Here is a 23,504-nt window from a genome sequence, read left to right as displayed (position 1 = left end):
CTGTTGATAGTAGCGAATCGCTCTTGCCCTAAGGCTTTGGCGTCCGCTAGGTGGATGTAGCCGCTGACGTCTTTGGCAGGGATGGTCATCACCTAATAGCTGTTCGGGATCACTATTCATCGCCCGATGACGACGATGCCGTCACCTTCGACTCTTCTTCTCGATGCCGACATGGCCAGCAGCTCCGGTGGTCCAGTCCCCCACGGAAACGTTCGCTGCCCATCGAAGGGCCGACGGCACAAGGCCGGGGTCGACGGTTTGAGGATTGCCCGCGAGCTGACCGCCACCGAGTCCACGTCAGTCGAATCCGCGGTAAGTCGCTGCGCCTAAATTCTCCAGGGATGCTTCTGGTTGGGCGCTGACCACGACTACATCGGCACCGAACATCTGATGCTGGTTTGCCTCACCACCCCTGATCCCTTCGCCGTGCAGGCCCTCTTTATGGCCGGCTGCGACCTCGAGGTTCTGTCCGCCCCTGTCCTTGAGCTGATACACGAGGACCGGGGTCTCGGGAACACCGAGCCAGAGACCGATCATGGGTTCGTCCTGTCGACCTAGCCCTATCCGCTAGGATCAAGAAATTGGCGGTGCGATCGTCAACACATATGGGGGAAGTATGAACAACCGATCGACTTCCACTGCGGTAGCCCTAGCATGCGTCCTGGGCCTCGGCCTGACATCCTGCGCAGCCGCGGAGCGCAGGGCTGACATACAGACCTCCGCCACCTCGGCTGTGGCCGCTGCATCGCCCTCTGCTGAAGCTACCGCTGAGCCGACAACGCCAGTGCCGCCGGCACGGCCCGAGGCTGTCCCCCTGGACATGAGCGGTGTCGCCATGGATCCAGCTGTCCCCGAAATGTATCTTTCTTTTGAGGACCCGAACCTGCTCGCCGGCAAGCTAGGCGACGTGGCCGAGGAATTCACCGAAGTTGGACTGAGCTTCACTGACCAGCAGAAAGCAAGCCACACGAGGACTGTTGCTGACCTGGAAGAATTCGAGCCGCTCCGCCCCTTGGTCGACCCGGTCTACTGGGACAACCTGGTCGAGAACTGGCCGAAGCCGGATGAGGCGAGGGAGACCATGATGGGCTTGCTGCCCCTTGGCCCCACCTCCATTTTCGGCGAGGAGGAGTATGCCATTGACGACAACGGCTACTCCGTCGTCTTCAAAAACGAGGGCATGAAGATCGTCCACTCCCCTTGGGAAAACGAGGACGGAAGCTGGCTCGGCGAAGGTGTCGAGATCCAGAATGTGAAGGCCAGGATCTTCTTCACCGCCGTGGACGGCGAAGTTATGCACGTAGACCGCGAGCTGACCATCCATCTCTGGCTGGACGGGAACTACGAATGGAAGGTCCACACCGCGACCGGTCCTGACGCCACCGAATGGGGAGCCAGCACCACCCAGGAAGAGCTCGACGAGCTGCCGCCACTCTGACCCCAGGAGATCGCTCTTAACGAGTCGGTGAGGGACTTCTCCTTCTCCGCACACATGATCATGTGTGCGGAGAAGTGAAACTTCCTCCTCCGCCGTTCAGCTTCTGTCTGACCCGGCCAGCCCGCGCTGCTACTTGCTGGGGAGGCCGGTCGGCTGAGGCTCGGTCAGCTCAGGAGGGAGCATATCTACCCGGTAAATGACTGCAGCCATCGCGTCACGGTTCACTGCTTGCAAGGCCCGGTACGTGCGGGTCCCGTTGCGTTCAGCCCAGCCAGTGCTGACGCCGCGGCTGGCAAGCCAAGACATCTCTTTGTAGAACAGCTGCTTCGAGGAAACATCCGCGAACGGTGAGGTGGCTGCTGGCTTGTAGGCAGGGGCACCAGCGGACCGGTACAGAAACGCATCCATCGCGTCACGGTTAACCGGTTGCAATGCACGGTAGGTCTTCGTCCCGTTCTTTTCGGTCCAGCCGGTGCTGATTCCCTTGCTGGCGAACCAGCCCATCTTTGTAGAAGAGCTGCTTCGTGGAAACGTCCGCAAACGGTGACACCTTGGGCGGCGTATAGGCGGGGGAACCAGCGGCTCGGTATAGGAACGCTGCCATCGCGTCGCGGTTCACCGGTTGCAGTGCCCGGTAGGTGCGGGTCCCATCCTTTTCGGTCCAACCGGTGCTGATGCGTTCGTTTGCCAGCCACATCATCTCGGTGTAGAACTGCTGGCTATCGGAGATGTCGGCGAAGCCCCCGACATCACCACCGACTCCGCCGTCTCCAACTCCACCGTCTCCGACTGGAATGCAGGTTTTCGCACCGTTGCCCGCTTCGACCGCGCGGCGGCAGGCGGGCCCCACTGAACACCCCCATCACAATCCGCCAGATGGTCCTTATCCATGGATGAGGAAACAGCCATTCTGGTCGGTGATACGCCACAGCGGCAAGATGAGTGCCTTAGGGCTCTTCGCTAGGTTCCCTCGGGATAGGTTGGACTCGCATCTAAGTCAGTCCAAACAACTCCTGGGGGAACCATGACCGTCGACCCGTCACTGCTCATTCCAATGCTACTAGTGTAGCGTGTCGTTGGTTCCTTTGTGTCTGATCTTTGTCAGACTTGATCCATGGTTTATCTGGCGAGGGCTTTGGAATTGCGTGACGGGGACCGGGGCGCCTTGGAAGTGCTGACGCGTGGGAATTCTTCCTCGGCGACGTTAGCGTTGCGGGCACGCACAGTTTTGTTGGCTTCCGCCGGGATGCCGAATATCCAGATCGAGCAGATCACGGGGTTTTCAGCGCCCACGGTTTTGAAGTGGCGCAACCGCTATGCCGAGGGCGGGATCGAGGCCCTGTCCGATGTCCAGCGTCCGGGCCGGGAGCGAGAAATCGATGAACTTGCCTTGATCGCGGACACCCTGGCCAATGACGGGAAACCGCCGGCCGAATTGGGGATCTCGCACTGGTCCGCCCGCATCATGGCCGAACGCCACGGAGTCTCCTTTTCCTCTGTGGCCCGGATTTGGCGTCGTTGGAAAATCCAGCCGCACCGGATCGAGACCTTCAAGTTCTCCACCGATCCCGCCTTGGAGTTCAAGCTCCGGGACGTGGTGGGCCTGTATATGTCTCCGCCGGAAAACGCGGTGGTGGTCAGTGTCGATGAGAAGACCCAAATCCAGGCATTGTCCCGTACCGGCCCGGATCAGCCGTTGTCTCCGACGCACCCGCTGCAGCAGACCCATGACTACCAAGCGCAACGGCACCACGACCCTATTCGCCGCTCTGGAGGTCCTCACGGGCAAACTCAGCGCGAACGCCTTCTACCCAAAGCACACCAACATCGAGTTCGTCGATTTCCTGGGCCGCGTAGCGGACGCCCACCCCGGGATCGAGCTGCATGTCATCTGCGACAACTACGCGACCCATAAACACCAGAACGTCTTGGACTGGCTGGACGCCAATCCGCGGGTCACCCTCCACTTCACCCCGACCAGCTGTTCCTGGCTGAACATGGTGGAGATCTTCTTCGGGATCATCACCCGCCAATGCCTCAAACGTGGCACATTCAGCTCCGTCAAAGACCTGGAACAAACCATGCAACGCTACATCGAGAACTACAACCAGGACGCCAAACCATTCACCTGGACCAAATCAGCGGAGTACCTCCTAGGCAAGATGAAACGCAAACAAACCATTAACACGGAGCACTAGTCACCATTATCCCGGTGATCCTCAGTTGCTTTGTCCTGTATTTCATCATCCGGTTCGGCGTGAAGCACGGCATCGAATCAGCAAAGGCAAGAGAAAACCGCGGCCGGGGCATCCGCTGACAGGTACGTAAGCGACCCCTAGCCGACCGACTGGCACCAATGCGCACTCGTAGTGCCATGACTCCCGGGCCAGGTGCCCCGTCCTTTAGGTACATCTGCCCCATCTCAGCCAAGCTGATCGTCCGCCTAGAACCAAGAAGGAGTTCCCAGTGAATGCTCAAGCTCTTGGCCTCCATCTCGGGTTGGAGACCTATCCTGCGCCGGCGTAATGAACCAGCGCAGAGTATTCATCAGGGCGGCGCGGGCAGACCATACTTTCCAAAGTCGGCCTGACTGCGCGTGGCCTTCCCCTCGGTCTTGGACGAACACCATCAACGTCTTCTCCTATCTGAAAACTTTTGATGACGAAGCTTCGGGTCTCTCCTACGGGGGGCCCGGCCTTTGTCATGGGGGTGGCCGTCATGGTCCGGATTGGAACCACTGGGCGGTGCCGACGATCAATCCCATCGCCCCGGAAACAATGGACACCACTTGCGCCACTGGTTGTGATTAGTCCATGAGGGTGTCGGAAGATGACAGCGCGATGGTGGACACCACGTAGCCGCAAGCAGAAAACGCCGAGAACCAGAGGATCATCAGCTTCACCGCCCGCCCGATCGTAGCTTCCGGGACATCACCCTCATCCCCGGTTGGACCCGATCCGGGATGCCGCGCGGATCCCGTGGGCGGTCTCGAGCTGGCCCCTGGTGAACTGGGCCGAGAGGAGGTCCACGGCGGGGCGTAGTCGCTGTCCGGCCGGGCCGGTGCTGGCTTCGACTCTGGCTTTGGTTTCGGGGGTGGCTGCGGCTTTTTCGGTTCAGGCTTTGGTTGGGGCCTTGGTGGCGGTCTCGGATCAGACTTCGGCTGCTCATGTTGGGGTTGCCCCTGGGTCCGGTCGTACGCCGCCCGTTTGGCCGGATTGTTGAGCGTCTCGTACGCCTTCTGCACCGCCCGGCACAAGGGGACCATGTACTCGTCGCCGCCGTCCGGGTGGGGGTGTTGCGCGTCGGCGAGTCCGAAGCCAGGGCCCTGGAAGTGGTGGGCCTGCAGTTCCACAAGTTCGAGATCGGCCGGGCGTTCGAGCATGCCGCCGAGGTGATGCGCAACGACGGTGCCTCCTTCAAGCAGGCACTCCTGGCCGAGGAGATCATCCCGCGGACCGCCCGGCAGCTCATCAAGGCGTCCCCGACGTCCCAAGCGCTGCACAAGAACCTCGAGCAGGCCGCCGTCCTGGTGGCCGAATCGCAGTCGATCAAGAAGAAGCTGGTCATGAACCTGATCCAGCCCGGCTTCATGCTCTCGCTGTGTATCGGCTTCCTCTTCGCGGCCGTGGCGTTCATCATCGCGAACTTCGTGGCCCTGTTCGCTGACCTGGGCACCGAAACCCCGCCGATGACGCTGATGGTCCTGAAGATCGCCGGCATCGCCAAATGGGTGGTCGGTGGTTTCATCGCCGCGATCCTGCTGTTCGTGGCCTTCTGGGTGACCATCGGACGCAAAACCGAGGCGGTCCGGATCGCGGTGGGCAACCTGTTCATCCGGATGCCCGGGATCGGCCCGATCCTGCAACTGGCTGCCACGTCACGGCTGTTCCAGCTTCTGGCCGCGAACCTGTCCAACGGCATCAACGAGCCGGAAGCTTTGCGGACAGCGGGCAGCGGGCAGCGGTTGCGGTAACGACGCCCTGGCATCGCACTGCAACAAGCATGCCGACAAGATGCTCGCCGATGGTGTTCCCCTGCAGGAATTCGCTGACTCCGGCTGATCCCGGCCGTGGCCCGGCAGATCCTCGCGTCGGCGCCGTCGATCCGCCAGGAAATCGAGGTCAGGGAAGAGCTCGCCCCCGAGTACCGGGACGAAGCGAACATGCAGCTTGAAACCCTGAACCGGACCCTGGAGCCCACGGTGAACTACCTGGTGTACGCCATCGCCGGTCTGCTCATCGTGGCGATCATGCTCCCGATGTACTCGATCTACCCGGCCCTGATGGACATGGGCTAGCCATGGCGCCCGCTCACCGGGGCGGCCCTAAATCTGCTCGATGAAGATCGGTTCGAGCGCGTCAAACTCCAGCGGACCACTGTTGACCGTGTTGCCGCGCACCTGCTCGTCTTCAATTTCCAGCAGCGCCAGGGCCGTCTCTGTGTCGGTAAGGAACACGTAGACGGCGAATCCTTCGCCCGGAAGCTCGTTCAACCCGAATCGGACATCAAGGCAGTCGAAGGTGCCGGCCGCTTCATCGACGACGCAGGGATTCAGGGAGAACAAGCTGTCCCGTGCCAGCGCAGGAACATCGTTCCAGCCGCTGACCATCCGCACCCCAGCCCAGAGTTGAACCCCGGCCGGCAGCTCCCCTGCGACCCGTCCCCGGACTGGGATGGTAGTTGTCCCAATCTTGACTTCGGCGGGCGGTTGCTCCAGGGCCAGCAGTTCGGCCGCGGTAGACGGCACAGTCTCCGTCGGTGAGCTGGTCTCGGTCGGTGGGCTGGTCTCCGCCGGAGAAGAGAAGGCACCGTTCATCCCGGCGCCGACCAGGCCGCCGGCGACGGCAGCCACCAGGGCAAACCCGATTGCAATCCACACACCTTCGCGGCGGGACCTCTCACGATTGGGCGCCTCAAGCTGGTCCTCATCCATGGGTGGGGCTCCCTTCGGTTCGGTCGGTAGCAAAAGGGTAAGCCCGCAGCGTACAAAACGGGGCAAATCCGCTACCAGAATTCGACAGTCACCGCCATCACCGGCGGACCTACGCATGGGCCTGGGCAGAGAACTCACCCACCAGAAGGACCCCGGTGAGCGAACCACCTACGCCCCGGTCGCAGCTGACCTGGGCAAGACCGTGAGAATCCGGGTCACGGGCAAGAGCTCAGCGGGCACGACAGTTTGCACGTTACTGTCCACCCAACTGATCCAAACCGAGACCCTGACATCGGCGAAGCCGACCGTCACGGGGCAACTGAGCGTCGGCAGCACACTAACCGCGAGCACCGGCACCATCTTCACCTACCAGGGGCTGTGCAACAACGCTGCCATTTTCGGGGCAGCAAGCAGCACCTATAGGGTCGCTGACGCTGGCAAGAATCTCAGCGTGAAGGTCACCGGCACCAACCCCGGCTACACGACGGCTGCGCAGACCTCCAGCCAGACGGCAGCCGTACCAACCCCGGCACCCGAGCCGGTCATCGTACCCCCAACACCGACCATCACTGCCACCTCAGTCGTCGCACATCACTGTCCGCGACGATCGGCCAGCGGTCACCCGGCCCGGTCACCTTCACCTACCAGTGGCTGCGCGGCGGCACCCCGACCCCCGGGGCCCCACACGCCCGGAAGCCATCGATTACATCTACATGGTCGATAGTGCAGGTGCCCTGGCAAGCATGGAAAGCTGCGCCCGATCGCGATGGACCAACTCAAGCGATAGATTTCGGCCGAGAAGTGGGGCGAAATTGATTTCGTGAGGATGCGCGTCACGATGGGGGGATGGTCTGGCGACCTGACCGATGCGGAGGTTAGAGAGGAGGCCGTCAGCTTCGTTTCGCAGATCAAAGTGGCAGCTTGATATGCCGGGGTTTTGAAACGTCCTTGATCAGCTGGATTGCAGTTTCGTGTCGCACTAACCGTGCTGCCAAACTCCCTCGAAGGGTGCATCTTTGCCTGACTTCGGCGACGGCCCGGCTTCGGGGACTGGTTCGCTGCGACGCTGATGCCAGTGACCGCAGAAAACGAGCTTTGGGTCGGTGGTACAGACCGCGTGCAGGATGTGCCGTCGGTTGATGGCGGATTCGGTATCGAGGGCTTCTGATGCCTTGAACGGTTGATGCTCATCGCTCCCCCAAGGGCACCGAAGCGGACGCCGTCGATCTCTTAGCGGTGACCCCGCGGAGCGTACAGCAGATGATCGCTGATCCTTCCGAAGCCTTCCTCGGTGAGCGGCAGGGATCGCAGGGCGGGGTGCGCCTCATGGTTGCCGTCGACGAAGATGAGCCGGATGTTCAGCCGCTCCAGAAGGTCCACCAGGGCGCCGGTGAACGTCGGCTCGTGGGGCCAGCGATCACCCGGCCAGAGGACCATCAGATCCCCTACATGGATGATCGTGTCGTACCCATCACGGCTGGCTTCGAAGAGGACGGATGTCATCCAGGAGGTGTTGCCGTGCCAGTCGCCTGCTATCAGTATTTTGGTCATATTCTCTCTATGCGTAGACGCTCACCACGGGTGCAAGCACCGTTTCTGACGCCGTTTTCGCGTTCGCCAGGGGTGTTTTCGCGTTCGCCAGGGGTCCTGATCCGGGCGCCGGCCGACGCTCGGGAGCCGGAAAGGTTCATCCGAGACCGCTTTTCGGGGTCCGAGACTGTCGAAAACGACCGCTTTCGGTGTTTGGCACTCGGAGGCCCGAAAACCGTCCTGCACCGAAAACCGGGTTTTGACCCCCTCTTTCGACCCCGATCACGACAACACCCCTTTTCGACCCAAACCGGCGAAACACGACCGAAGACCGTTTTCAGGCAAAAAAGAAGGCCCCTAGAAGGGCCTTGTGATAACCGTCGTCACTGTGGATGGGAGTTCGTTCCTAGGTTATCACACCCCACCAAACCCGAAATTCACCCGTTTTCGTTTGTCCCACCCCGTCCACCCTCTGTCCACCCCTTTGCGGGACACTTTTTTCGGGTATCGTCCCACGTCAGAGGCACAATCGAGGGTCGAAAAAGTGTTTGTCCCACCTGTCCCACCAGTTTGGTAACCATATATAGATATGGAGAGGGATGTAACAACAACAGCCGACAACAACAACAGTGGCCCTATATATATATTCTTTTTCTTCTTAACAGGTAGGACAACTGTCTCTAAGGGGGCCCCTTCCCTTTGTTTACCTGGGAACTTTTTGTCCCACCAGTGGTGGGACAGAGGTGGGACGGTGGGACAAACCCGAAATCACCCCGAACAGGCCTCATCCTGACCATGAGGCAGTCATCCCACCTCGCCGCAGTAATCACGCGTCTCAATAATGGCCGCCCCGCCCCTCTGAACAAAACGTGGGTCGCTGCATGGCTGGAAGCGGGCGCCTGCAACCCCCTCAGTCGGATGGCCGGATGTACCCCCGAACGCATTACTAGTTTCAACGCCGCCGTACACCCCTTCAGTCCCAGAGGATCTTTTGATGTAGATCCTCCTTCAACTCCCCAACCTGGCCGTGAGATGACCCGAGCAAGAACGCCTATCCGTCTTGTGCGGAGCAGGGCGGTTCTTCCAAATCTGAGGCGACCCGGATGGCTGGGGATTCCGGGCCGTCAAAAACGGAACATGCAGCGCTAGATCCGGGTGCTTCATGGCTGACCCTCGGAGGCGCGAAGCCGTAACCGGGGTACCCACTCGGGGACGCTCCGTGGCTAGGCTGGACCGATCTTGCGGACGGCGCCCGCCACTGCCATTTCGACCACCTGAACTCGAGGGATCGGCTAATTGGTCCGCCGCTGGCCACGGAACGCCTGCAGGGCCCCCTGAGGGCCATTCAAACGCCAAACGGTCTCACGCCGCCGAACGTCGCGTACTGCGCTGCAAGACCGCTTCAGGGGCCAGTGAAGGGCATTTGGCGGTTTAGTGCACCCCCCACACCTACATGGAACGCTACGTTGTTCAACCTTTCCTGGCTCTCGGGCTGTTAGACATGAATCCGGTTCTTGACTTGGCGAAGATAGCGCTTGCGATCTACGGACCCACAGCTCTTGGTGAGGTTGTTGGCGGCGCGAGTTCGGGATGACCCGTCCTGGATTCGAGACGCGCGATTACTGCTGCCAGCGTCGAGGTGATAACGTGCGCATCACCAAGGGAATCTTTGTCGAGTGGGCAGCGGTTTCATAGTGATCCGAACGAGCGAATCAGGCAGAGTCAAATCTGACACTGATAGCCCCGACCTAAACGGCGCGTTGCGTGCATCGCAAGGTAAGGCGGGGTTCGGACCTCATGAAGCAATCAACATCTCCGACAATGCCATTCCAGCAAGAAATGGCTCCTTCAAACTGAGCCTGATACATAGACGACCATGGAGCAACAGAGCACCTGTGGCATGAGTCGTTTTACTTCACGGGGTTTACTATTCCCCTCTCCCGGGAGAAGGGAATTTCCCTAACAACGACTTGAGCGCATCAATAGCAGTTACCACTGAGAGCACTGGGGACAATCACTGATCCACTCCGTTGAGGCTCTCGGTGATTGTCGCGAAGAACCTCGCATACTTGCCGCTAGATGCACGGAGGCACCCGAAGTGCATTCACAATTACGAGCACCTGGATGGCCTATTTTCTTGGTCCAGTCCAACGAGGCTCTCTACGACAGAGACGTCACGACCGGTCCATGCCCCGAACCTGGTCGACCCGCGCAACTCACGCGAATCAGCCGTGAATGACGACCACTACGTGCCCGGCAAGGCCATGGCCAGCGCCTCGGTCGCCTGGGTGCTTATGGATACCGCCGCGAATCCGGAAACCCTCCGGTTGCACGGACTGGACCTTGCCATCGGAGTTCACGCCTACCAGGTGTCCGACATCCTCAAGAATACCTACTAGGGCATCACCGCCCACCCACCGCCAGGCCCGGCAGCTCACCAGCCACTTCCTGAACGGGGGGATCAAACACCGAAACGAATACAACCAGAAAACCGGGTCGGCCAAGGCCGAGGACGCCGAGGCGGCCAAGGAATCCCGCGGTGCCTCGAACGTGTACACGTCCGCGGCGTCGGCACCTCCCGCGAACACCAGTCCGACTACGAGAAGCGGATCATCGACGCCATCGACGTCGGCTTCGGCAACCCGGACTTCATCGTGGCCGATGTGTGGGGCACCACGGAAGACAACACCTGGTAGTGCCCAACGGGGTTGGCATCCTACTTCCACCAGACACTTGGCGTAGATTGGTTCGAAAACCAGCTCAGGAGTGACATGGGGAAAATGAAGGGTAATCGCCTGAACACGGCTGCCAACGTTGGGGGCTTCGTCACCGGCCGGCAACAACTAGGAGTGCAACGTCAGCTCCTTGAGCAAGGCTCGGCCCAGGCCCACCTGTCGGCAATGCAGCTGGATCAAATCACGAAGGCCAACGCCGATGCCGAGATGGCGAGAGTGCAGCAGTGGATCCGTGAGAAAGTAGCTTCCGGTCGCATCACCCAGCGAGAAGCCGAGCTGGAAATCGCAACCCAGGCCTTCAACGCCCGCAACCCGCCACCCGCATCGCATGAACGCATCGCCGGCAGTTTCATCGGTCGCGTTGCAGCGTCGCTGACCTACTTCGGGTCCCCGGCCGGCTGGTACAAGGAAGGTCGCGGAGGACGATATTGGTCCGGGCAGCGGTGGACCCTGGTCACAGCCAGTCGAAAGGAATTGCTCCGGCATATCGAGGCCGGAACAATCCCTGACGATGTGCTTCCCTCCGACGCTCCAGACGGAGCACCCGCGGTGACGCCCGCTCCCCCGGTGGCACCATTACCCCAACAGCTACCAGCTGATGTTCCGCCCCCTCCGACCATTCCGGACGGCTGGTACTCCGACTCCACGTCCGGGCTGCAGCGTTACTGGCAGGATGGCGCCTGGACCCAACAAACGAGACCATCCCCTCCAGCACATCCAGCGTAGGGATTAGTCGAACAGTCTTCTCCGCAGGATCACTGGCAGCTTGTCGCTGTTGCCACACATCTAGGGGTATGTCTATTTCACGCGTTCAGCCCGGTGTGCCCGCCGGCGGCCAGTTCTCAGCCAGCCTTCACCCGGAAGCCGACATTTCTCTGGCCAGCGCCTCAGGCCTGACCGTCCTCCCTGCGCGGCCGGCCCGCTGGCCTACGATCTAGCCCGAGAGGTCGGGCTGACCGGTCCCATCACCGGATACGAGGGCAACAACCCCGACGTCCCAGCGGGAGCCCTCACCTACCGTCACCCGCAGCCGAACCACGACCCAGTCGTCAGCCTGACCGACGACGAGTTCGGCATCAGCTACGACGACCGGTACGACGAAGGCAATTCGTCCTTACGGAGATAGCAGCACCACTGCCCTACCCCAAGGGTGCCAGGGCAATGGTCTCGGGCGAGTTTTGTTTCATCGAGACTGAACCCGACACCCGGGGCCGGATGAGCGTGCTGCTCCATGACTGGTGGACAGTCCACACCAACTCCCGCGACGTCGTGAACTGGGACCATTATGAGGCCGTGACCGCTGGCGAAAACTACGATCCTCAGCCCAGCGGGTAGGTTGAACGGGGTCTCCGCACAAATGGGGAATGACCAACTCCTACCGAAAAATCTGTGATGGCTGAACGAGCCTCTGACACCCAGCGCGGCTCGACCACGCAAAAAGCCCTCAATCGACTGCACAGCCTGGAACCGACGGCCCCGGACACCCCTCGGCCGGTCATCGCTTTGCACATGGCTGATGCCTGCCGACGGAACCTGGAGTCGACTGCCTTTGATGCGGCCATCGTGTCTCCTAAGACGTCGGCCTTGGCCTCATCGGTCGCGAGAACCTTCCCTGCCATGACACTGGAAACCGACAACGTTGCAGCAATGGACATCTGGCTGGACCTGTTCCGCAGCGATGTTGCCGAAGTCCGGGTTAAGCTCGAAATGGCGTTGCTCCTGGAAGCCCAGCCGTCAGGCTTCATCATCACCGCGGCTTCCGTCCTGGAGGCCATCGAGCAGTTCCTCGGCACGCAGCCCTGCAAGGTCTGCGCCCTACCCGAGAATTCGTCCAACGAATGCGCCCCATACGACTGCTCGGGCACCTATGATCCAGTGAACGGCAGCGGAGACCACCGCTTCCTCGACTGGATGCAGAAGGGACGGCGTGGGTTTTAGAAAGGCAAGGATCCGATCGTGGTTCTCTCGGGTTAGCCTCCTCCCATCGGTGGTCATCGGCCTGGCAGCGGCAGCTCTCGTCGCCGTACTCGCAACCCTCGTCCTGTCTCAGCTGCTCAACGTCGGCACCGACGAGGTCCAGCCCGTTGACCTGACCGGAACCGTCCTTACAATCGTCGCCGGTGTCGGCGGTGTTGTCTTCCTGGTCGTTGCCTACCGCAAGCAGCGCGATGTGGAGAGCAGCCGGTTCGTCGAACACTTCGGGGCTGCATCAGAACAACTCGGTCATCCCGACCCCGCTGTGCGGATGGCCGGCGTGTACGCGATGGCCGGAGTGGCGGACCAAGTTCTCGGGCTCAAACGGCAGCAGTGCATCGACGTGCTCTGCGGCTACCTTCGGCTGCCGTATTCACCCGAAATCGGTGCAAACCACCAACACCAGGTCATCGTTCGGAGGACCCCAGGCGATTTGCGGCCAGAGATCGAAGAGCATCACAGCTACCGACAGAACGACCGCGTAGTCAGGCAGACTATCGTCGGTGTCATCAAAGATCACCTTCAATGGACAGCGGAAATCTCGTGGTCAGACTGGAATTTCGATTGTCGAGGAGCGGTGTTCGAAGAGGCTGACCTGAGGGGAGCACATTTCTCCGGCAGAACCACCAGCTTCAAGGAAGCCCACTTCACCGGCGAGACCACCCGGTTTAACGGAGCCCGGTTCACCGGTGAAACCACCCGGTTCGACGGAGCCCACTTCACCGGCAGCTACACCAGTTTTAACGGAGCCCGGTTCACCGGTGAAACCACCCGGTTCGACGGAGCTCATTTTGTGGGCGAAACCATCCGGTTCGATGAAGCCCGCTTCACCGGCACAACAGACCTCAGATCCGTCGATTTCGGGGCAGGAACAGTCAATTTCGGATTCCCTGAGCAATGGAATCCGCCCCCGGAATTCGATTGGGATGACGATCCGGCCATCAAGCCGGCCAACGTCGAACCTGCCGAATGGCCGTCCGTCGTCAATGATCATGAGTAGCCGCACTCGGGCATGTAGCGAAGCAGAAGGCCACGAGAACTTCACTGTCTTCACCCCTACCTGGATCAACCCCGGCTGCGTCCCCGGCAAGCTGGCCGACGTTGAGCAGCAGCTCGGCCCGAAGTGAGTCATCAAGCTGATCCTTACCCACGACAAGACCGGGGTCCGGGCCGACATCCTAATTTATGACAAGCCGGGCATTACAGGCGCCCACACGCCGACGTGGAAGTACCTGATGTTTGACAAGGATTACAACTCCCACATCGACGCCCCGCACCATCTCACCGACCCTCGTGAGTGGCGCTCTGCCATCTTCCAGATGCTACGGCTCTCAGTAGCCGCCTAGATCCGTTCTGCACGCTCAGCCGGGCTCCTGGCTGCGCTGGTGAGGTAGAGGCTGGCTTCCCTACAGATGGGGTTCCATGTCTACCCAGCCCTAAAGCCCACCCCGTCCGGCCTTTGCGCTTTGGAGCAGCTCCAACTGAGAGCCGCTGATCTCGCTGCCGAAGCGAGACGCCTTGAAGACCTGGACGCGCCCAGCGCCCAGTCACTCGTGCCCACCTCGACTGGCATCGGAATTGTCCCTGCCCAGTCCGTGCAGTCAGCGGCCGCCGATCAGCGCGTCGAGGTCCTCCGCTAGCAGCGTGAAATGGCTGCCAACCAAGCCTTCATGCAGGCCGAACGGGAACGCCAGATGGCCTCCATGAAAGCGCTAATCGCACCCATGAAGGAGCGCTAAAGAGCAGCCCACCGAGGTCATCAACACGGTCAGCCGGTACCTGGGTCACAACGAGTACATTGTTCGGCTGCGCGGCGGCAAGCGGGCCATACTGAATACTCCGATCACGGTTCGCCAGACGGTCCTATCCATGGACGAGGAAACAGCCATTCTGGTAGGTGATGGCGGCGCGGACGTCGTCCCCGGACAAGTTAATCTAGGGCAACCGCTACCCAGCGCGGTCTGGCCCCGCCGTCGCCATGACGCCGAACTGATGCTAAAGAAAATCACCGATCTGAACCCACTGTACGAGGCCTACGGTGAATACTTCGTCGACGGTGAAGCCCGCTGGAACCACAAGGAAGCCCGGGAGATCTTCGACGTCACCGTCCCGGACCTCTCCGATGAGCGCCGCGACCATCACGCGAAGCTGATCGGCTTCGCCGTGCACACCGAGATGAAGCACTGGGACGACTCCGGCTATCTGCTGTCCAAAGACCACGAGTACGAGGTGCTCGTCGACATGGGCAACTACTACAGCGAGGATGACGTCCTGGAGCGCGGGTCCGAAGACAACCGCCGTGAATGGGCCGACCTGGCCAACCTGGCCGCGCAGGAAGCCTACTGGGAGAACATCGAAGCCCGGAACGCCGCCAAGAAGGCCGCCTAGGCTCACTCTGGGTCGAGACGACCTTCTAGGAAAGCCGCCTGGAACGCGCAGGGTTGCCGTGCACAACCGGGCGTGGGACCATCCCTCTCTAAGAGAGGGTGGTATTCGATGACTTCCTCGCATAGCAAAGCAGTCAGGCCGCGCACTAAGCTCAAGGAGCTTTCGCGATGGTTCCGCTTATTTGAGGAGACGCTCAGCCATGGGCGGCGTCTCACACTCGAATTGAATCATCCGATGAGAGCACTGGCCCGGGCTGCTTACTGGGCGCTCTGGACTGTCACCCTTTTCGGGATGCTTCTAGATTTCGTCCTCAGCTTCTTAGTTTACTTTTCCGGACTTGAGATCCCGCCAGATGTATTGGAACTCAGCTATTGGGTATGGCAGAGCGGTGCTGTCATCTGCGGATCATGTTTCTTTCTGTACGGCATCCTCTGGACAAGACAACCGCTACCCCCACCCCATCGTCCGAGGGGGCCGAAGCTATGACTACTTACGACTGGCTGTATGCCGTCGTAAACATTGCCATATTGGTGCTGTTTATTGTGATGGGTTTCCGCGCAATGATGAGCAGCTGGCGAGAATGGCGGCAAACCTGGCGGCAGCCGATTATTTCAGTCTCGTTCGACGAAATTTCCCAGATGGAACCAGAGTGGCCCCTTTCAGGGCAACTAGGCGGCCATCGTTGGCCAAACCCTTTTCCCTCTGACGAAGATCAGATGAAGCCCGCGATGGCTGCAGCGTTCGGCCGTGCTGCTGCCGTCAGGGAACGGACGCACAGATACCGCGCGGAGGTTATCTTGATTCTTGCGGCGGCATTTCTAGGCGTTCAGCTGCAAGAAATCCTCACCGGCGACAACGAGTGGACAGTCCTTAGCGAACTCTGGGACAGCGTTTATCCCGCCCTGATTGGCTTGGCCGGCTTGGCGATAGGTTTATCACTGCGCTTCAGGGCGGAGCAACTGCACGTTGCTAAAAGCTATTACGAAGAGGCGAGCAGAGCTGATAGCTCGTCCCATGATCTGCCTGTGCTGAAGGACCGGGGACGGTCTGGAATAGTTGCCCGGCTGCTATCTGCCGTACTTCAGTAGCTCCAGGCTGATCTTGAGTCCTCCCATCCAGACGCCTCCTGGCTAGCCCGTCTGGCACCTGGAGCTCATCGCCGCACACCACTGGGTATGACCTCTTCAATCGCACGTCAGCCCCAGGGAATCCCTGTCGGTGGCCAGTTCGCTGCCACCTCCCACCCGGAAGCCGGGGTCACTTTGGCCCCGGTCCTTCCTTTGCCCGTCAGCCCTCCAGTACGTCACAAGGCACGAAGCCTTTTCGATGGCACAGTCGAACGCGAGACCACCGACGGCGCCGAGGTCGAGCACAAACATCCCGCGACCAAGTCCGAGGCCCGCCGGCTACTCTCGGACACCCGCGGAGAGAAGGGCGACCGGGTCCGCCAGGTCCACCAGGTCCACCAGGTCCACCAGGACGATCACAGTGCCCCGGATTCCGATTCCGGTGAGCACGTCGACATTGTCGGTCCCGCCGACGGTCGCCCGATCATCGTGACCTTGTCCTCAGGCATGGCGCGCTTGCGGGTCGCGTCCCGGAAGGCCATCATCAAATCCGACTCCGCCTGGGGCAACGTCGTGACCGGGCCCATTTCATCTCTGCCGACCTCGAGGTGTGCTCGCTCCTTCGATGTGCACCAATGGCTGAGGCCCGAGAGTCGAATAGTACGGCTACCCCGGTTCGGAAATTACTGAGCATTCACACCAGGGATTGAATACTGCAGCCCCTCGCTGCGCCGTCGGCTGGATACCCGTCTCATTCTGGCATTGGTCTATGACCGCCGTCAGCGGATTGGCCGCATAGAGATCACGTGAATGAAAAAACAGATGCTGCCGCGTGGGTTAAGAAGACCCGCGCTGACCAGGGCCTTCCGCCCACCATTGCCGACCGCGGGGTCCGCTTTAGGGCGCTTTCCGCCGTCGATAAGGCGGAGGAGTCCACAGACGCAGCCTAGCGCCGCCATTCCGGCACAAGGCGCCCTGGGTCAAAGGTTTTCTGGCCTGTAACTATCCGGCGGGGCATAACGACGATTCTGATGAAGGCGTCATCCAGCAGCGCCCGCTTGGTGGTGCCTGGAATATCGGGCCAAGCCGAGCGCAACTCATCCCCAGTGATTCGCTTTCTGTGCGGCTTCACCCTGGGTTCCGGGAGCCGCTTCAGTTCTTCCCTATTTGCCGCAGAGGCTAGCACCCACTCCTCAGGCTCCATTAGGCCCTTGCCCAATAACTCAGCGAGCGTTTTCTGTCGCGACTCTAAAGCTTTACGCTTCTCCGCCCATACTTCCAGGTCGTCACTTTGCTGATCATCGTCCACGGCTTCATCGTGGGCGACAAATAGCGCCTCAGAAAGAAAGGCTTCGGCTCCTGTGAGGCTGATGCTGGTCCCACCGCAAGCACCACTGCCTTGGTTGGCTGGGCAACGGTAGTTCGGTGTCTTCTGCTTGCCTGCTAGTCCACGTACCATCCCGTGGTTGCACTTGCCACAAACGAGAAGTCCAGTCAGAAGGTGTTTTCGGGGTCCTCCACGTGTCCCGCCTGATCTACCTGGCATCAGCCTGGAACGTAGAAGCATAGACGTCTCTTCGTCAATAATCGCTTCCCAAGCATTTCGGAACGAGATCACACCCTTGTGCTCGCGGTGCCCTGCGATCCGAGCACTTCGAGCTATGCCTGTTATTGTCGATGCTCGCCATTTAGCACCTGTAAGAGTAGGTATGCCACGAGTATTTAGGTCCGAAGCTATCGAGTTGTAGCCTTCGCCAGCCAGAAGCCGGGCACAAAGATCTTTGATGACATCTGATTCTTTTTTCACTACAGATGCGTCCGCGCGATAGCCGTAAACTCGCTGGCCTGGCCACTTACCTGACTGAGCAAGTTCCGCATGCTTGCGTTTAATGCGTTCCTGGGTTTTCTCTCGTTCGGCAGCGGCAAATGCACCAAAGATGTGTGCCTGGAGCCGACCATCCGCCGTGGCCAAGTTGATGCTACCGCCGGTTACGGACACGATCCCAACGTCTGTACGTCGAGATAGCTCGATATAATCAACCAGCTCCGCCATCGAGCGGTGCAGCCGATCCATCGAATAGACGACGGCAAGATCGATGCTCCGGGTTTCCATTAGTTCCCGGAGCTGTAGGTAGCTTGGCCGCTGTTTCAGGCCGGATGCCGAAATGTCGTTGTCCTTAAGTTCGAGGACAACGACATAGCCTTTTTTCTTGGCGTAGGCTCTGCAATCGCTGAGCTGGCGGGCGATTCCAAGACCCTCCTGGGCAAGATCCTTACTTATCCTGGCGTAGATGGCGGCGCGGGTGGTCATGTTAGTAAGCGTAAATGGGGGCACATGAAACTCCGTAAGTTACACGCCATAGAATCCGCAAATACGTAACAGCACCCGATCCTTCGCCACTCAAACCGCCCGCACTGTTGATGCCTGTGATCCCGGCACTCGCGTCTGTTCCATACGGGCGGCATGCAGCGAACAGCTTGCGCAGCAGCCTAGCCCGCATATAACGTGAGCCATCACCTTCACCGGTTATAAAGGCGTGAAAAGTCAGCAGGCATTGCCAAAACACACCATGGTTGGGCCCCCGTTAGCAGTCCAGCGGCTATGCGATAGCTAATTGGTTCTCTGCGGTCCAGCGTTCCCAGTGTCTTGACGGTGTCAGTCCGTCGAGGGATCCGTGGGGCCGTTCATTATTGTAGATCTCTTTCCATTCCTCGGCCAAGTATTTCGCCTCGGCCATCGTGTCCATGATTTCTCCGGCGAGTTGTTCCCTCCTGAATTGGGCGTTGAATGACTCGGCGAACCCGTTCTGCCAGGGCGATCCCGGATCGATAAACGCGGTCTCCACCCCGGCAGTGGCACACCAATCGATCAGCGCGGCCGCGGTGAACTCCGGACCATTGTCCGAGCGGACATAGGTCGGGACGATGCCGGTTTCGGCGATGATGTCCTCCAGTGCCGCGACCACATCGGTCGCAGTGAAGGACCGTCTCGGGATGATAGCCAGGGCGGTACGGGTGTATTCATCGATCACGTTGAAGAACCGGATATGCCGCCCGCACGAAGTCACATCGGATTGGAAATCGAAGCTGACCACGTGCATCGGGTACTCGGCCCGCAGGCGCTTGTGCTCGCCGGCGCCGGGACCGGTGCGGCGCTTCTTGCGCGCCTTGGGCTTGCACGTGAGTCCTTCGGCCCGCCACAGCCGGCGCACACGCTTCTTGTTCAGCGCCACGCCGTCCCCCTGCGGTTGCTCGAGCAGGCGCCAGCGCGCCTTGCGCCAACCCCACGCCGGATACTTGCCGGCAACAGCGCGCAGATCAGAGCGCAACTGTGCCTCTTCAAAGCTGACCACGGGTCGGCCTTTGCGCAGCGCTGACCGGTTCTGCCCCAACACCTTGCAGGCGAACCTCTCGGACGCCCCGAACTTCTCCTGCGCCATACGAACGGCGCGGTGACGTGGTTCGGGGCTCAGAATTTTCCCCGCGCCACCTCATTCAAAATGTCATTGGCCAGGACCTGATCAGCTAACAGCTTCTTCAGTCGCGCGTTCTCCTTCTCGAGGTCCTTGACGGCCTTGGCCTGGGTGGCGTTCTTCTCGGACCCGTACTGCTGCAGCCACCGATACCAGGTCGCCTCGGTCACCTGTAACTCTTTGATGACCTCGATCATCGGTCGTCCGTCGTTGAGCATCTTCTGGCCCTGACGCACTTTCGCGATGACCTGATCCGGGGTATGTCTACGTGCCATAATCTGTGAATTTCCTCCTGCATCCATTATCGTGAATATTGGCCTCCGTGAGCTCCGCCTGTGGTGCGGGTGAGCGCCATCGCCGGGTAGCGCGACTGGTGTGGTTGAGCACCACTGTTGGTGTGGTTGAGCACCACCTGTAAAGCTCCTTCCACCATGTGAGGGACACATGGTGGAAGGAATACCGGTAATGGTACGGAAGATCAAAGCGAAGCTGGTGTTGCAGCTGCGTAATCAAAGCCTGTCGCGAAGAGCAATTGAGTCCGCTCATGGGATATCCCGGCACAGCATTCAGGCGGTCCTCGATGCGGCGGAGCTGGCCGATCTCGGGTGGGATGACGTCGCCGAGCTGTCGGAGGTCGAGGTGTATGCGGCGTTGTTTCCCGGCCGTGGCGTCCGTGAGAGTGCCTTCGCGCAGCCGGACTGGGCGCGGGTGCACACCGAGCTGGCCCGGGTGGGGGTGACATTGAAGCTGCTGCACCAAGAGTATGTCGACGCGTCTACCCGCGCAGGGCAGGCGGTGATGAGTTATGACCGGTTCTGCCGGCTCTATGGCGAGCACGCCGCCGTGACCGGGGCGACGTCGCGGGTTGGTCATAAGGCCGGCCGCAGCATCGAGGTCGACTGGTCCGGGCCCACGATGGGGCTGCTGGATCCGACCACGGGTGAGACCTCGAAGGTGTATTTGTTCGTCGCCTGCCTGCCCTTCAGCCGGTACGCGTTCGTAGAAGCCTGCCTTGATATGCGGCAGGAGTCGTGGCTACGCGCCCACACATCGATGTTCGCCTTCTTCGGCGGCAGCGTCCCGCGCCTGGTGCCCGACAACCTAAAGACCGGGGTGATCTCCCACCCAAAGGAGGGCGAAGTCGTCCTGAATGATGCTTATCGGGAGATGGCGGCACACTACTCGGCCGCGGTATTACCGGGCAGAGTTCGGGCTCCGAAAGACAAAGCGAGCGTCGAGAACACGGTCTCCCACGTCGCGACCTGGGTCATCGCGGGCTTGCGGCACGAGCAGTTCACGTCCCTGCCGCAGTTGCGCATCCGGGTCTATGAACAGATCGATGCCTATAACCGGCAGTCGTTCCAGAAACGCGACGGGTCCCGGCTGAGCGTCTTCACCACCGAGGAGAAGCCGCTCATGCAACCGCTGCCGGCGGTACCGTTTGAGATCAGCACGTGGTCCTACCGGCGCAAGGTGAACAAGAACGCACACGTGGTCTGGGCAAAGAACTTCTACTCCGTGCCCTTCAGCCACATCGGCTCTCTCGTTGACCTTCGCGTCACGGACACCATGCTGGAGGTCTATCGGGCTGATGAGCGCCTGACCAGCCACCTGCTGTTGCCGACAAGCACGGTGAATCAGTATCAGACGAACGACGCGGACCTGCCCGAGGGACGCAGCTTCCAGGCCTGGGACCGGGCCCGGATTGAGGCCTGGGCAGCCCGGATGGGCCCGGCCACGGTGACGGTGATCGGGAAAATCTTCGAGGCAGCCTCCATCGAGGAAGCCGGCTACGACCCAGCCCTGGCGGTCCTGCGCCTGTCTCGGAAGTTCTCCGCGGCCCGGGTGGAAGCGGCCAGTGCGCTGGCTTTACGGGGTCCGCTGCGCTCACCGCGCTACGCGCATCTGCGGCCGATCCTCGACACCGGGCAGGACAAAACCGGACACACCCCCGAACCGGAACCGGATGATGGCGGCTATGTCCGCGGCAGCGCCTACTACGCCGGAGGGACCCGTTGAGCGCGCTGGATGGAGAGACCAAACGCAAGCTCCGCGAGATGAACGCCGGCGAGCTGCTGGAGGCGATCGATACCCAGGACGAGACCTTGTCGATCAGTTTGACGTTCGAGGAGCGGGTCCGGCTGGTCGTCGATGACGCCTACTCGACCTTCATGCATTCCAAGGTCGCCGGGTTGATCCGGCGGGCGGGGCTGCGTTACCCGAACGCGGATCTGCGCCGCATCGACCTGCTCGACGAACGCGGCCTGAACCGGCAAGTGCTGACCCAGCTCGGCACCTGCTCGTTCGTGACCCGGCAGCAGAACGTTGTCTTCCAGGGCTTCACCGGGTCGGGGAAGTCGTATCTGGGATGCGCGATTGGTAAACGCGCCTGCGAGCACCGCATCCGCGCCCACTACGTCCGCATGCCCGACCTCGAGGAAGCCTGGGTCGCCGCCCAGGACACCCCCGGCGGGGCCGGGAAGTTCCTGCGCAAATACGCCGCATTCACATTGCTCGTTATTGACGAGTGGTTGCTGGACCGGCCGACGGAATCAATGCGAACCATGCTGCTGGAGCTGATGGAGCGCCGTTACGGCGAAACATCGACGGTGTTCTGCACCCAGTACTCGCAGAAGGACTGGCACCAACGCCTCGGCTCCGGTGTTCACGCCGACGCGATCATGGACCGGATCATCCACAACACGATCTGGGTCGAGACCGGCACCTACAACATGAGAGCGCACACCGCGCTGGCCAGCGCGTAATCGATGATGGAGAGCGTCAGTGGCCCCCAACCACACCACCACTGGCGCTCTCCCGCACGATCGGTGGTGCTGAACCGCACGATTGGGTGGTGATCAAAGCCTCAAATACTCAATCGGATGCGAAACTCACACAGTCACCGGACTCCTACCCGGGGACCCAACCAACCACTACGAGTAATTTTTCCTCCGCGTAGCAGCGAAAGAGGACGATCGAATGATAGACAACGAAACCCTGACCCAGATGGCAATCGCGAACATTCTTATAGTCGTTGCCATTGTCCTCATCGCGGTCCTCCTCCGATGGTTTGGCGTCACACGAGCCCGCAAAAAACTGAGCGATGCCGATCTGGATCGAATCCGGGAAGAACTCGTTGAATACATGCAGTCGGTCAGCGCAAACCGCGGCCAGGCGAAGCCCCTAAAGCTCTTTTGGAAAGGGAAGCGCCTATCTCGCACAAGTAAATGGTTAGTCGTCGACCGTCTTCTGAAAGAAGACATCATCTGCGCCGAAGCACCGAACAAAACAGAAAAAGCCGATGGCACACTCTTCGATGAAATCGCCCAGTGGCTCGGTGGTCTTCTGGACAAGTTTTTGGCCTGGTTGGTACTTGCAGCTCCGGGAAGGGTGTTTCTTAGCGACCGCGACTGGGACTTCATGATGGCCAAGCATCTCTCGGCACGTAATCTACTGGAGGAGCGCAACGTGATCATAGTTAACGGGGATGGCAACGTTTTCGGGAGGAAGAACAAGGTCAAGAGTGACTTCAGTCGAGACGACCGTAGTAGGTCCAAGGTTAAAGCGGGCGGTGACGTTAGCGGCTCAAACGTCACCGGTGACTCAGAGATTCATACTCGCTGGCAGGCTGGTTCGCGGAAGTCGGAAGATCTCAAGGCTTTGGCAGCGGCTCTCAGGTCCGACGCAGAAAACCTTGGGCCAGACCACTGCGAGATCGCTCACAAACTAGCCTCAAATGTCGACGAAAAGGCCGATCAGCAGCCGCATGAAAGAAATGACATTGAAGTTGTTTTGCAACGCGTAGCCTCATTTGCTGCTCCCTTAGCGACAGTATTGACCGAGACCCACAGGATCTTGAAATCCTTCTGGCCCACCACCCAGGAATGACTTCCTGATCGCTTCGAGACGCATACTTCTTCGGTGGGTAACAGGCTCATCGCAATTGAGGGTGTAGTCGGGGTGTGA

26 protein-coding genes and 1 pseudogene are annotated in these 23,504 nt (G+C 60.3%); 21 read left to right on the top strand and 6 right to left on the bottom strand.

Translation table 11 applies throughout. From position 1 onward, the window contains the following. Positions 1-390 precede the first annotated feature (390 nt). Together H4V95_RS18895 and H4V95_RS05825 are read left to right on the top strand one after the other, a co-directional pair. Positions 391-558 (top strand): hypothetical protein, encoded by a 168-nt coding sequence (locus tag H4V95_RS18895; RefSeq protein WP_395939866.1) that lies wholly within the window; start codon positions 391-393, stop codon positions 556-558. A 58-nt stretch (positions 559-616) separates the two neighbouring features. Then, entirely contained in the window at positions 617-1,438 is an 822-nt protein-coding gene (locus H4V95_RS05825; RefSeq protein ID WP_209729304.1) for a hypothetical protein, read from the top strand. Between the two features lie 129 nt (positions 1,439-1,567). Here H4V95_RS05825 and H4V95_RS18260 read toward each other — a convergent pair whose 3' ends face one another. Both H4V95_RS18260 and H4V95_RS18255 read right to left on the bottom strand, forming a co-directional pair. Then, entirely contained in the window at positions 1,568-1,846 is a 279-nt protein-coding gene (locus H4V95_RS18260) for an S-layer homology domain-containing protein (RefSeq protein WP_245345587.1), read from the bottom strand. A gap of 10 nt (positions 1,847-1,856) precedes the next feature. After that, positions 1,857-2,288 (bottom strand): hypothetical protein, encoded by a 432-nt coding sequence (locus H4V95_RS18255; protein ID WP_245345586.1) that lies wholly within the window; start codon positions 2,286-2,288, stop codon positions 1,857-1,859. A gap of 264 nt (positions 2,289-2,552) precedes the next feature. Between H4V95_RS18255 and H4V95_RS18890 the strand changes: the two are divergent. From H4V95_RS18890 to H4V95_RS05800, 3 genes and pseudogenes are all read left to right on the top strand, one after another. Continuing rightward, positions 2,553-3,636 (top strand): annotated as a pseudogene (locus tag H4V95_RS18890) (IS630 family transposase). A 968-nt stretch (positions 3,637-4,604) separates the two neighbouring features. Continuing rightward, positions 4,605-5,411 (top strand): type II secretion system F family protein, encoded by an 807-nt coding sequence (locus H4V95_RS05805; protein ID WP_209729298.1) that lies wholly within the window; start codon positions 4,605-4,607, stop codon positions 5,409-5,411. Positions 5,412-5,507: 96 nt separating this feature from the next. Continuing rightward, positions 5,508-5,735: a hypothetical protein gene (locus tag H4V95_RS05800; protein WP_209729296.1), complete on the top strand. Its 228-nt coding sequence runs from the start codon at positions 5,508-5,510 to the stop codon at positions 5,733-5,735. A gap of 27 nt (positions 5,736-5,762) precedes the next feature. Here the strand turns inward: H4V95_RS05800 and H4V95_RS05795 are convergent, their stop codons facing one another. After that, positions 5,763-6,371 (bottom strand): hypothetical protein, encoded by a 609-nt coding sequence (locus H4V95_RS05795; protein WP_209729294.1) that lies wholly within the window; start codon positions 6,369-6,371, stop codon positions 5,763-5,765. A 115-nt stretch (positions 6,372-6,486) separates the two neighbouring features. Between H4V95_RS05795 and H4V95_RS05790 the strand changes: the two genes are divergently transcribed. After that, on the top strand, positions 6,487-7,095 hold the full coding sequence (locus H4V95_RS05790; protein ID WP_209729292.1) for a hypothetical protein: 609 nt from the start codon (positions 6,487-6,489) through the stop codon (positions 7,093-7,095). Positions 7,096-7,601: 506 nt separating this feature from the next. Here the strand turns inward: H4V95_RS05790 and H4V95_RS05785 are convergent. Continuing rightward, complete coding sequence (locus H4V95_RS05785) at positions 7,602-7,922, bottom strand: metallophosphoesterase (RefSeq protein ID WP_209729290.1); 321 nt, start codon at positions 7,920-7,922, stop codon at positions 7,602-7,604. A 2,210-nt stretch (positions 7,923-10,132) separates the two neighbouring features. On the opposite strand from H4V95_RS05785, the gene H4V95_RS05780 reads away from it, so the two are divergent. From H4V95_RS05780 to H4V95_RS05725, 12 genes are all read left to right on the top strand, one after another. Then, the gene (locus tag H4V95_RS05780; protein ID WP_209729288.1) at positions 10,133-10,300 is read left to right on the top strand and encodes a hypothetical protein; all 168 of its coding nucleotides are present in this window, start codon (positions 10,133-10,135) and stop codon (positions 10,298-10,300) included. 381 nt (positions 10,301-10,681) lie between these two features. Then, positions 10,682-11,362, top strand: coding sequence for a DUF2510 domain-containing protein (locus H4V95_RS05775; RefSeq protein WP_209729286.1), 681 nt, complete (start codon positions 10,682-10,684; stop codon positions 11,360-11,362). 68 nt (positions 11,363-11,430) lie between these two features. Next, complete coding sequence (locus H4V95_RS05770) at positions 11,431-11,574, top strand: hypothetical protein (protein WP_209729284.1); 144 nt, start codon at positions 11,431-11,433, stop codon at positions 11,572-11,574. Positions 11,575-11,797: 223 nt separating this feature from the next. Further along, positions 11,798-11,971 (top strand): hypothetical protein, encoded by a 174-nt coding sequence (locus H4V95_RS05765; protein WP_209729282.1) that lies wholly within the window; start codon positions 11,798-11,800, stop codon positions 11,969-11,971. Between the two features lie 57 nt (positions 11,972-12,028). Further along, the gene (locus H4V95_RS05760) at positions 12,029-12,574 is read left to right on the top strand and encodes a hypothetical protein (protein WP_209729280.1); all 546 of its coding nucleotides are present in this window, start codon (positions 12,029-12,031) and stop codon (positions 12,572-12,574) included. A gap of 49 nt (positions 12,575-12,623) precedes the next feature. Then, positions 12,624-13,610, top strand: a complete 987-nt coding sequence (locus tag H4V95_RS05755; protein WP_209729278.1) for a pentapeptide repeat-containing protein — start codon at positions 12,624-12,626, stop codon at positions 13,608-13,610. Beyond that, on the top strand, positions 13,603-13,737 hold the full coding sequence (locus H4V95_RS18605) for a hypothetical protein (RefSeq protein WP_281064518.1): 135 nt from the start codon (positions 13,603-13,605) through the stop codon (positions 13,735-13,737). The genes H4V95_RS05755 and H4V95_RS18605 overlap by 8 nt, the downstream gene beginning before the upstream one ends. Positions 13,738-14,076: 339 nt before the next feature. Next, positions 14,077-14,250 carry a hypothetical protein gene (locus H4V95_RS05745; protein WP_209729276.1) on the top strand — a complete coding sequence of 58 codons (174 nt, stop codon included), beginning with the start codon at positions 14,077-14,079 and terminating at the stop codon, positions 14,248-14,250. 229 nt (positions 14,251-14,479) lie between these two features. Beyond that, positions 14,480-14,998, top strand: a complete 519-nt coding sequence (locus H4V95_RS05740) for a hypothetical protein (RefSeq protein WP_209729274.1) — start codon at positions 14,480-14,482, stop codon at positions 14,996-14,998. A 482-nt stretch (positions 14,999-15,480) separates the two neighbouring features. Beyond that, complete coding sequence (locus tag H4V95_RS05735; protein ID WP_209729272.1) at positions 15,481-16,086, top strand: hypothetical protein; 606 nt, start codon at positions 15,481-15,483, stop codon at positions 16,084-16,086. Positions 16,087-16,173: 87 nt separating this feature from the next. Then, positions 16,174-16,755: a hypothetical protein gene (locus H4V95_RS05730; protein ID WP_209731424.1), complete on the top strand. Its 582-nt coding sequence runs from the start codon at positions 16,174-16,176 to the stop codon at positions 16,753-16,755. A 116-nt stretch (positions 16,756-16,871) separates the two neighbouring features. Further along, positions 16,872-17,015 (top strand): hypothetical protein, encoded by a 144-nt coding sequence (locus H4V95_RS05725; protein ID WP_209729270.1) that lies wholly within the window; start codon positions 16,872-16,874, stop codon positions 17,013-17,015. Here H4V95_RS05725 and H4V95_RS05720 read toward each other — a convergent pair. Together H4V95_RS05720 and H4V95_RS05715 are read right to left on the bottom strand one after the other, a co-directional pair. Continuing rightward, positions 17,012-18,376 carry a recombinase family protein gene (locus tag H4V95_RS05720; protein ID WP_209729267.1) on the bottom strand — a complete coding sequence of 455 codons (1,365 nt, stop codon included), beginning with the start codon at positions 18,374-18,376 and terminating at the stop codon, positions 17,012-17,014. The genes H4V95_RS05725 and H4V95_RS05720 overlap by 4 nt on opposite strands. 289 nt (positions 18,377-18,665) lie before the next feature. Continuing rightward, positions 18,666-19,813 (bottom strand): IS3 family transposase gene (locus H4V95_RS05715; RefSeq protein WP_209729265.1). Its coding sequence is split into 2 segments (ribosomal slippage): positions 18,666-19,549 and positions 19,549-19,813, totalling 1,149 coding nucleotides; the frame shifts between segments, so codons are not numbered across the junction. Between the two features lie 190 nt (positions 19,814-20,003). Here H4V95_RS05715 and istA point away from each other — a divergent pair. The 3 genes from istA (at position 20,004) to H4V95_RS05700 (ending at position 23,426) form a co-directional block, all read left to right on the top strand. Next, a complete protein-coding gene (gene istA / locus H4V95_RS05710) occupies positions 20,004-21,557 on the top strand; it encodes an IS21 family transposase (protein WP_209729263.1) in 1,554 nt (517 codons plus the stop codon). Beyond that, positions 21,554-22,303: an ATP-binding protein gene (locus H4V95_RS05705; protein WP_281064517.1), complete on the top strand. Its 750-nt coding sequence runs from the start codon at positions 21,554-21,556 to the stop codon at positions 22,301-22,303. Before istA ends, H4V95_RS05705 begins: the two co-directional genes overlap by 4 nt. A gap of 214 nt (positions 22,304-22,517) precedes the next feature. Next, the gene (locus tag H4V95_RS05700) at positions 22,518-23,426 is read left to right on the top strand and encodes a hypothetical protein (RefSeq protein ID WP_209729261.1); all 909 of its coding nucleotides are present in this window, start codon (positions 22,518-22,520) and stop codon (positions 23,424-23,426) included. The last annotated feature ends 78 nt before the right edge of the window (positions 23,427-23,504 follow it).

This window comes from Arthrobacter sp. CAN_C5 (assembly GCF_017875735.1).
In the GTDB taxonomy this organism is placed as follows: Bacteria; Actinomycetota; Actinomycetes; order Actinomycetales; family Micrococcaceae; genus Arthrobacter_D.
Note: the sequence above shows the minus strand (reverse complement) of the source record. Positions and strands in the feature narration are given on the sequence as shown.

Excerpts from the sequence above, each read along its gene's own strand:
- H4V95_RS18895 (WP_395939866.1), top strand. The coding sequence starts at position 391 with ATGCTGGTTTGCCTCACCACCCCTGATCCCTTCGCCGTGCAGGCCCTC.
- H4V95_RS05825 (WP_209729304.1), top strand. The coding sequence starts at position 617 with ATGAACAACCGATCGACTTCCACTGCGGTAGCCCTAGCATGCGTCCTG.
- H4V95_RS18260 (WP_245345587.1), bottom strand. The coding sequence starts at position 1,846 with ATGGATGCGTTTCTGTACCGGTCCGCTGGTGCCCCTGCCTACAAGCCA.
- H4V95_RS05805 (WP_209729298.1), top strand. The coding sequence starts at position 4,605 with ATGTTGGGGTTGCCCCTGGGTCCGGTCGTACGCCGCCCGTTTGGCCGG.
- H4V95_RS05795 (WP_209729294.1), bottom strand. The coding sequence starts at position 6,371 with ATGGATGAGGACCAGCTTGAGGCGCCCAATCGTGAGAGGTCCCGCCGC.
- H4V95_RS05790 (WP_209729292.1), top strand. The coding sequence starts at position 6,487 with ATGGGCCTGGGCAGAGAACTCACCCACCAGAAGGACCCCGGTGAGCGA.
- H4V95_RS05785 (WP_209729290.1), bottom strand. The coding sequence starts at position 7,922 with ATGACCAAAATACTGATAGCAGGCGACTGGCACGGCAACACCTCCTGG.
- H4V95_RS05775 (WP_209729286.1), top strand. The coding sequence starts at position 10,682 with ATGAAGGGTAATCGCCTGAACACGGCTGCCAACGTTGGGGGCTTCGTC.
- H4V95_RS05770 (WP_209729284.1), top strand. The coding sequence starts at position 11,431 with ATGTCTATTTCACGCGTTCAGCCCGGTGTGCCCGCCGGCGGCCAGTTC.
- H4V95_RS05765 (WP_209729282.1), top strand. The coding sequence starts at position 11,798 with ATGGTCTCGGGCGAGTTTTGTTTCATCGAGACTGAACCCGACACCCGG.
- H4V95_RS05760 (WP_209729280.1), top strand. The coding sequence starts at position 12,029 with ATGGCTGAACGAGCCTCTGACACCCAGCGCGGCTCGACCACGCAAAAA.
- H4V95_RS18605 (WP_281064518.1), top strand. The coding sequence starts at position 13,603 with ATGAGTAGCCGCACTCGGGCATGTAGCGAAGCAGAAGGCCACGAGAAC.
- H4V95_RS05740 (WP_209729274.1), top strand. The coding sequence starts at position 14,480 with ATGGACGAGGAAACAGCCATTCTGGTAGGTGATGGCGGCGCGGACGTC.
- H4V95_RS05735 (WP_209729272.1), top strand. The coding sequence starts at position 15,481 with ATGACTACTTACGACTGGCTGTATGCCGTCGTAAACATTGCCATATTG.
- H4V95_RS05730 (WP_209731424.1), top strand. The coding sequence starts at position 16,174 with ATGACCTCTTCAATCGCACGTCAGCCCCAGGGAATCCCTGTCGGTGGC.
- H4V95_RS05720 (WP_209729267.1), bottom strand. The coding sequence starts at position 18,376 with ATGACCACCCGCGCCGCCATCTACGCCAGGATAAGTAAGGATCTTGCC.
- istA (WP_209729263.1), top strand. The coding sequence starts at position 20,004 with ATGGTACGGAAGATCAAAGCGAAGCTGGTGTTGCAGCTGCGTAATCAA.
- H4V95_RS05700 (WP_209729261.1), top strand. The coding sequence starts at position 22,518 with ATGATAGACAACGAAACCCTGACCCAGATGGCAATCGCGAACATTCTT.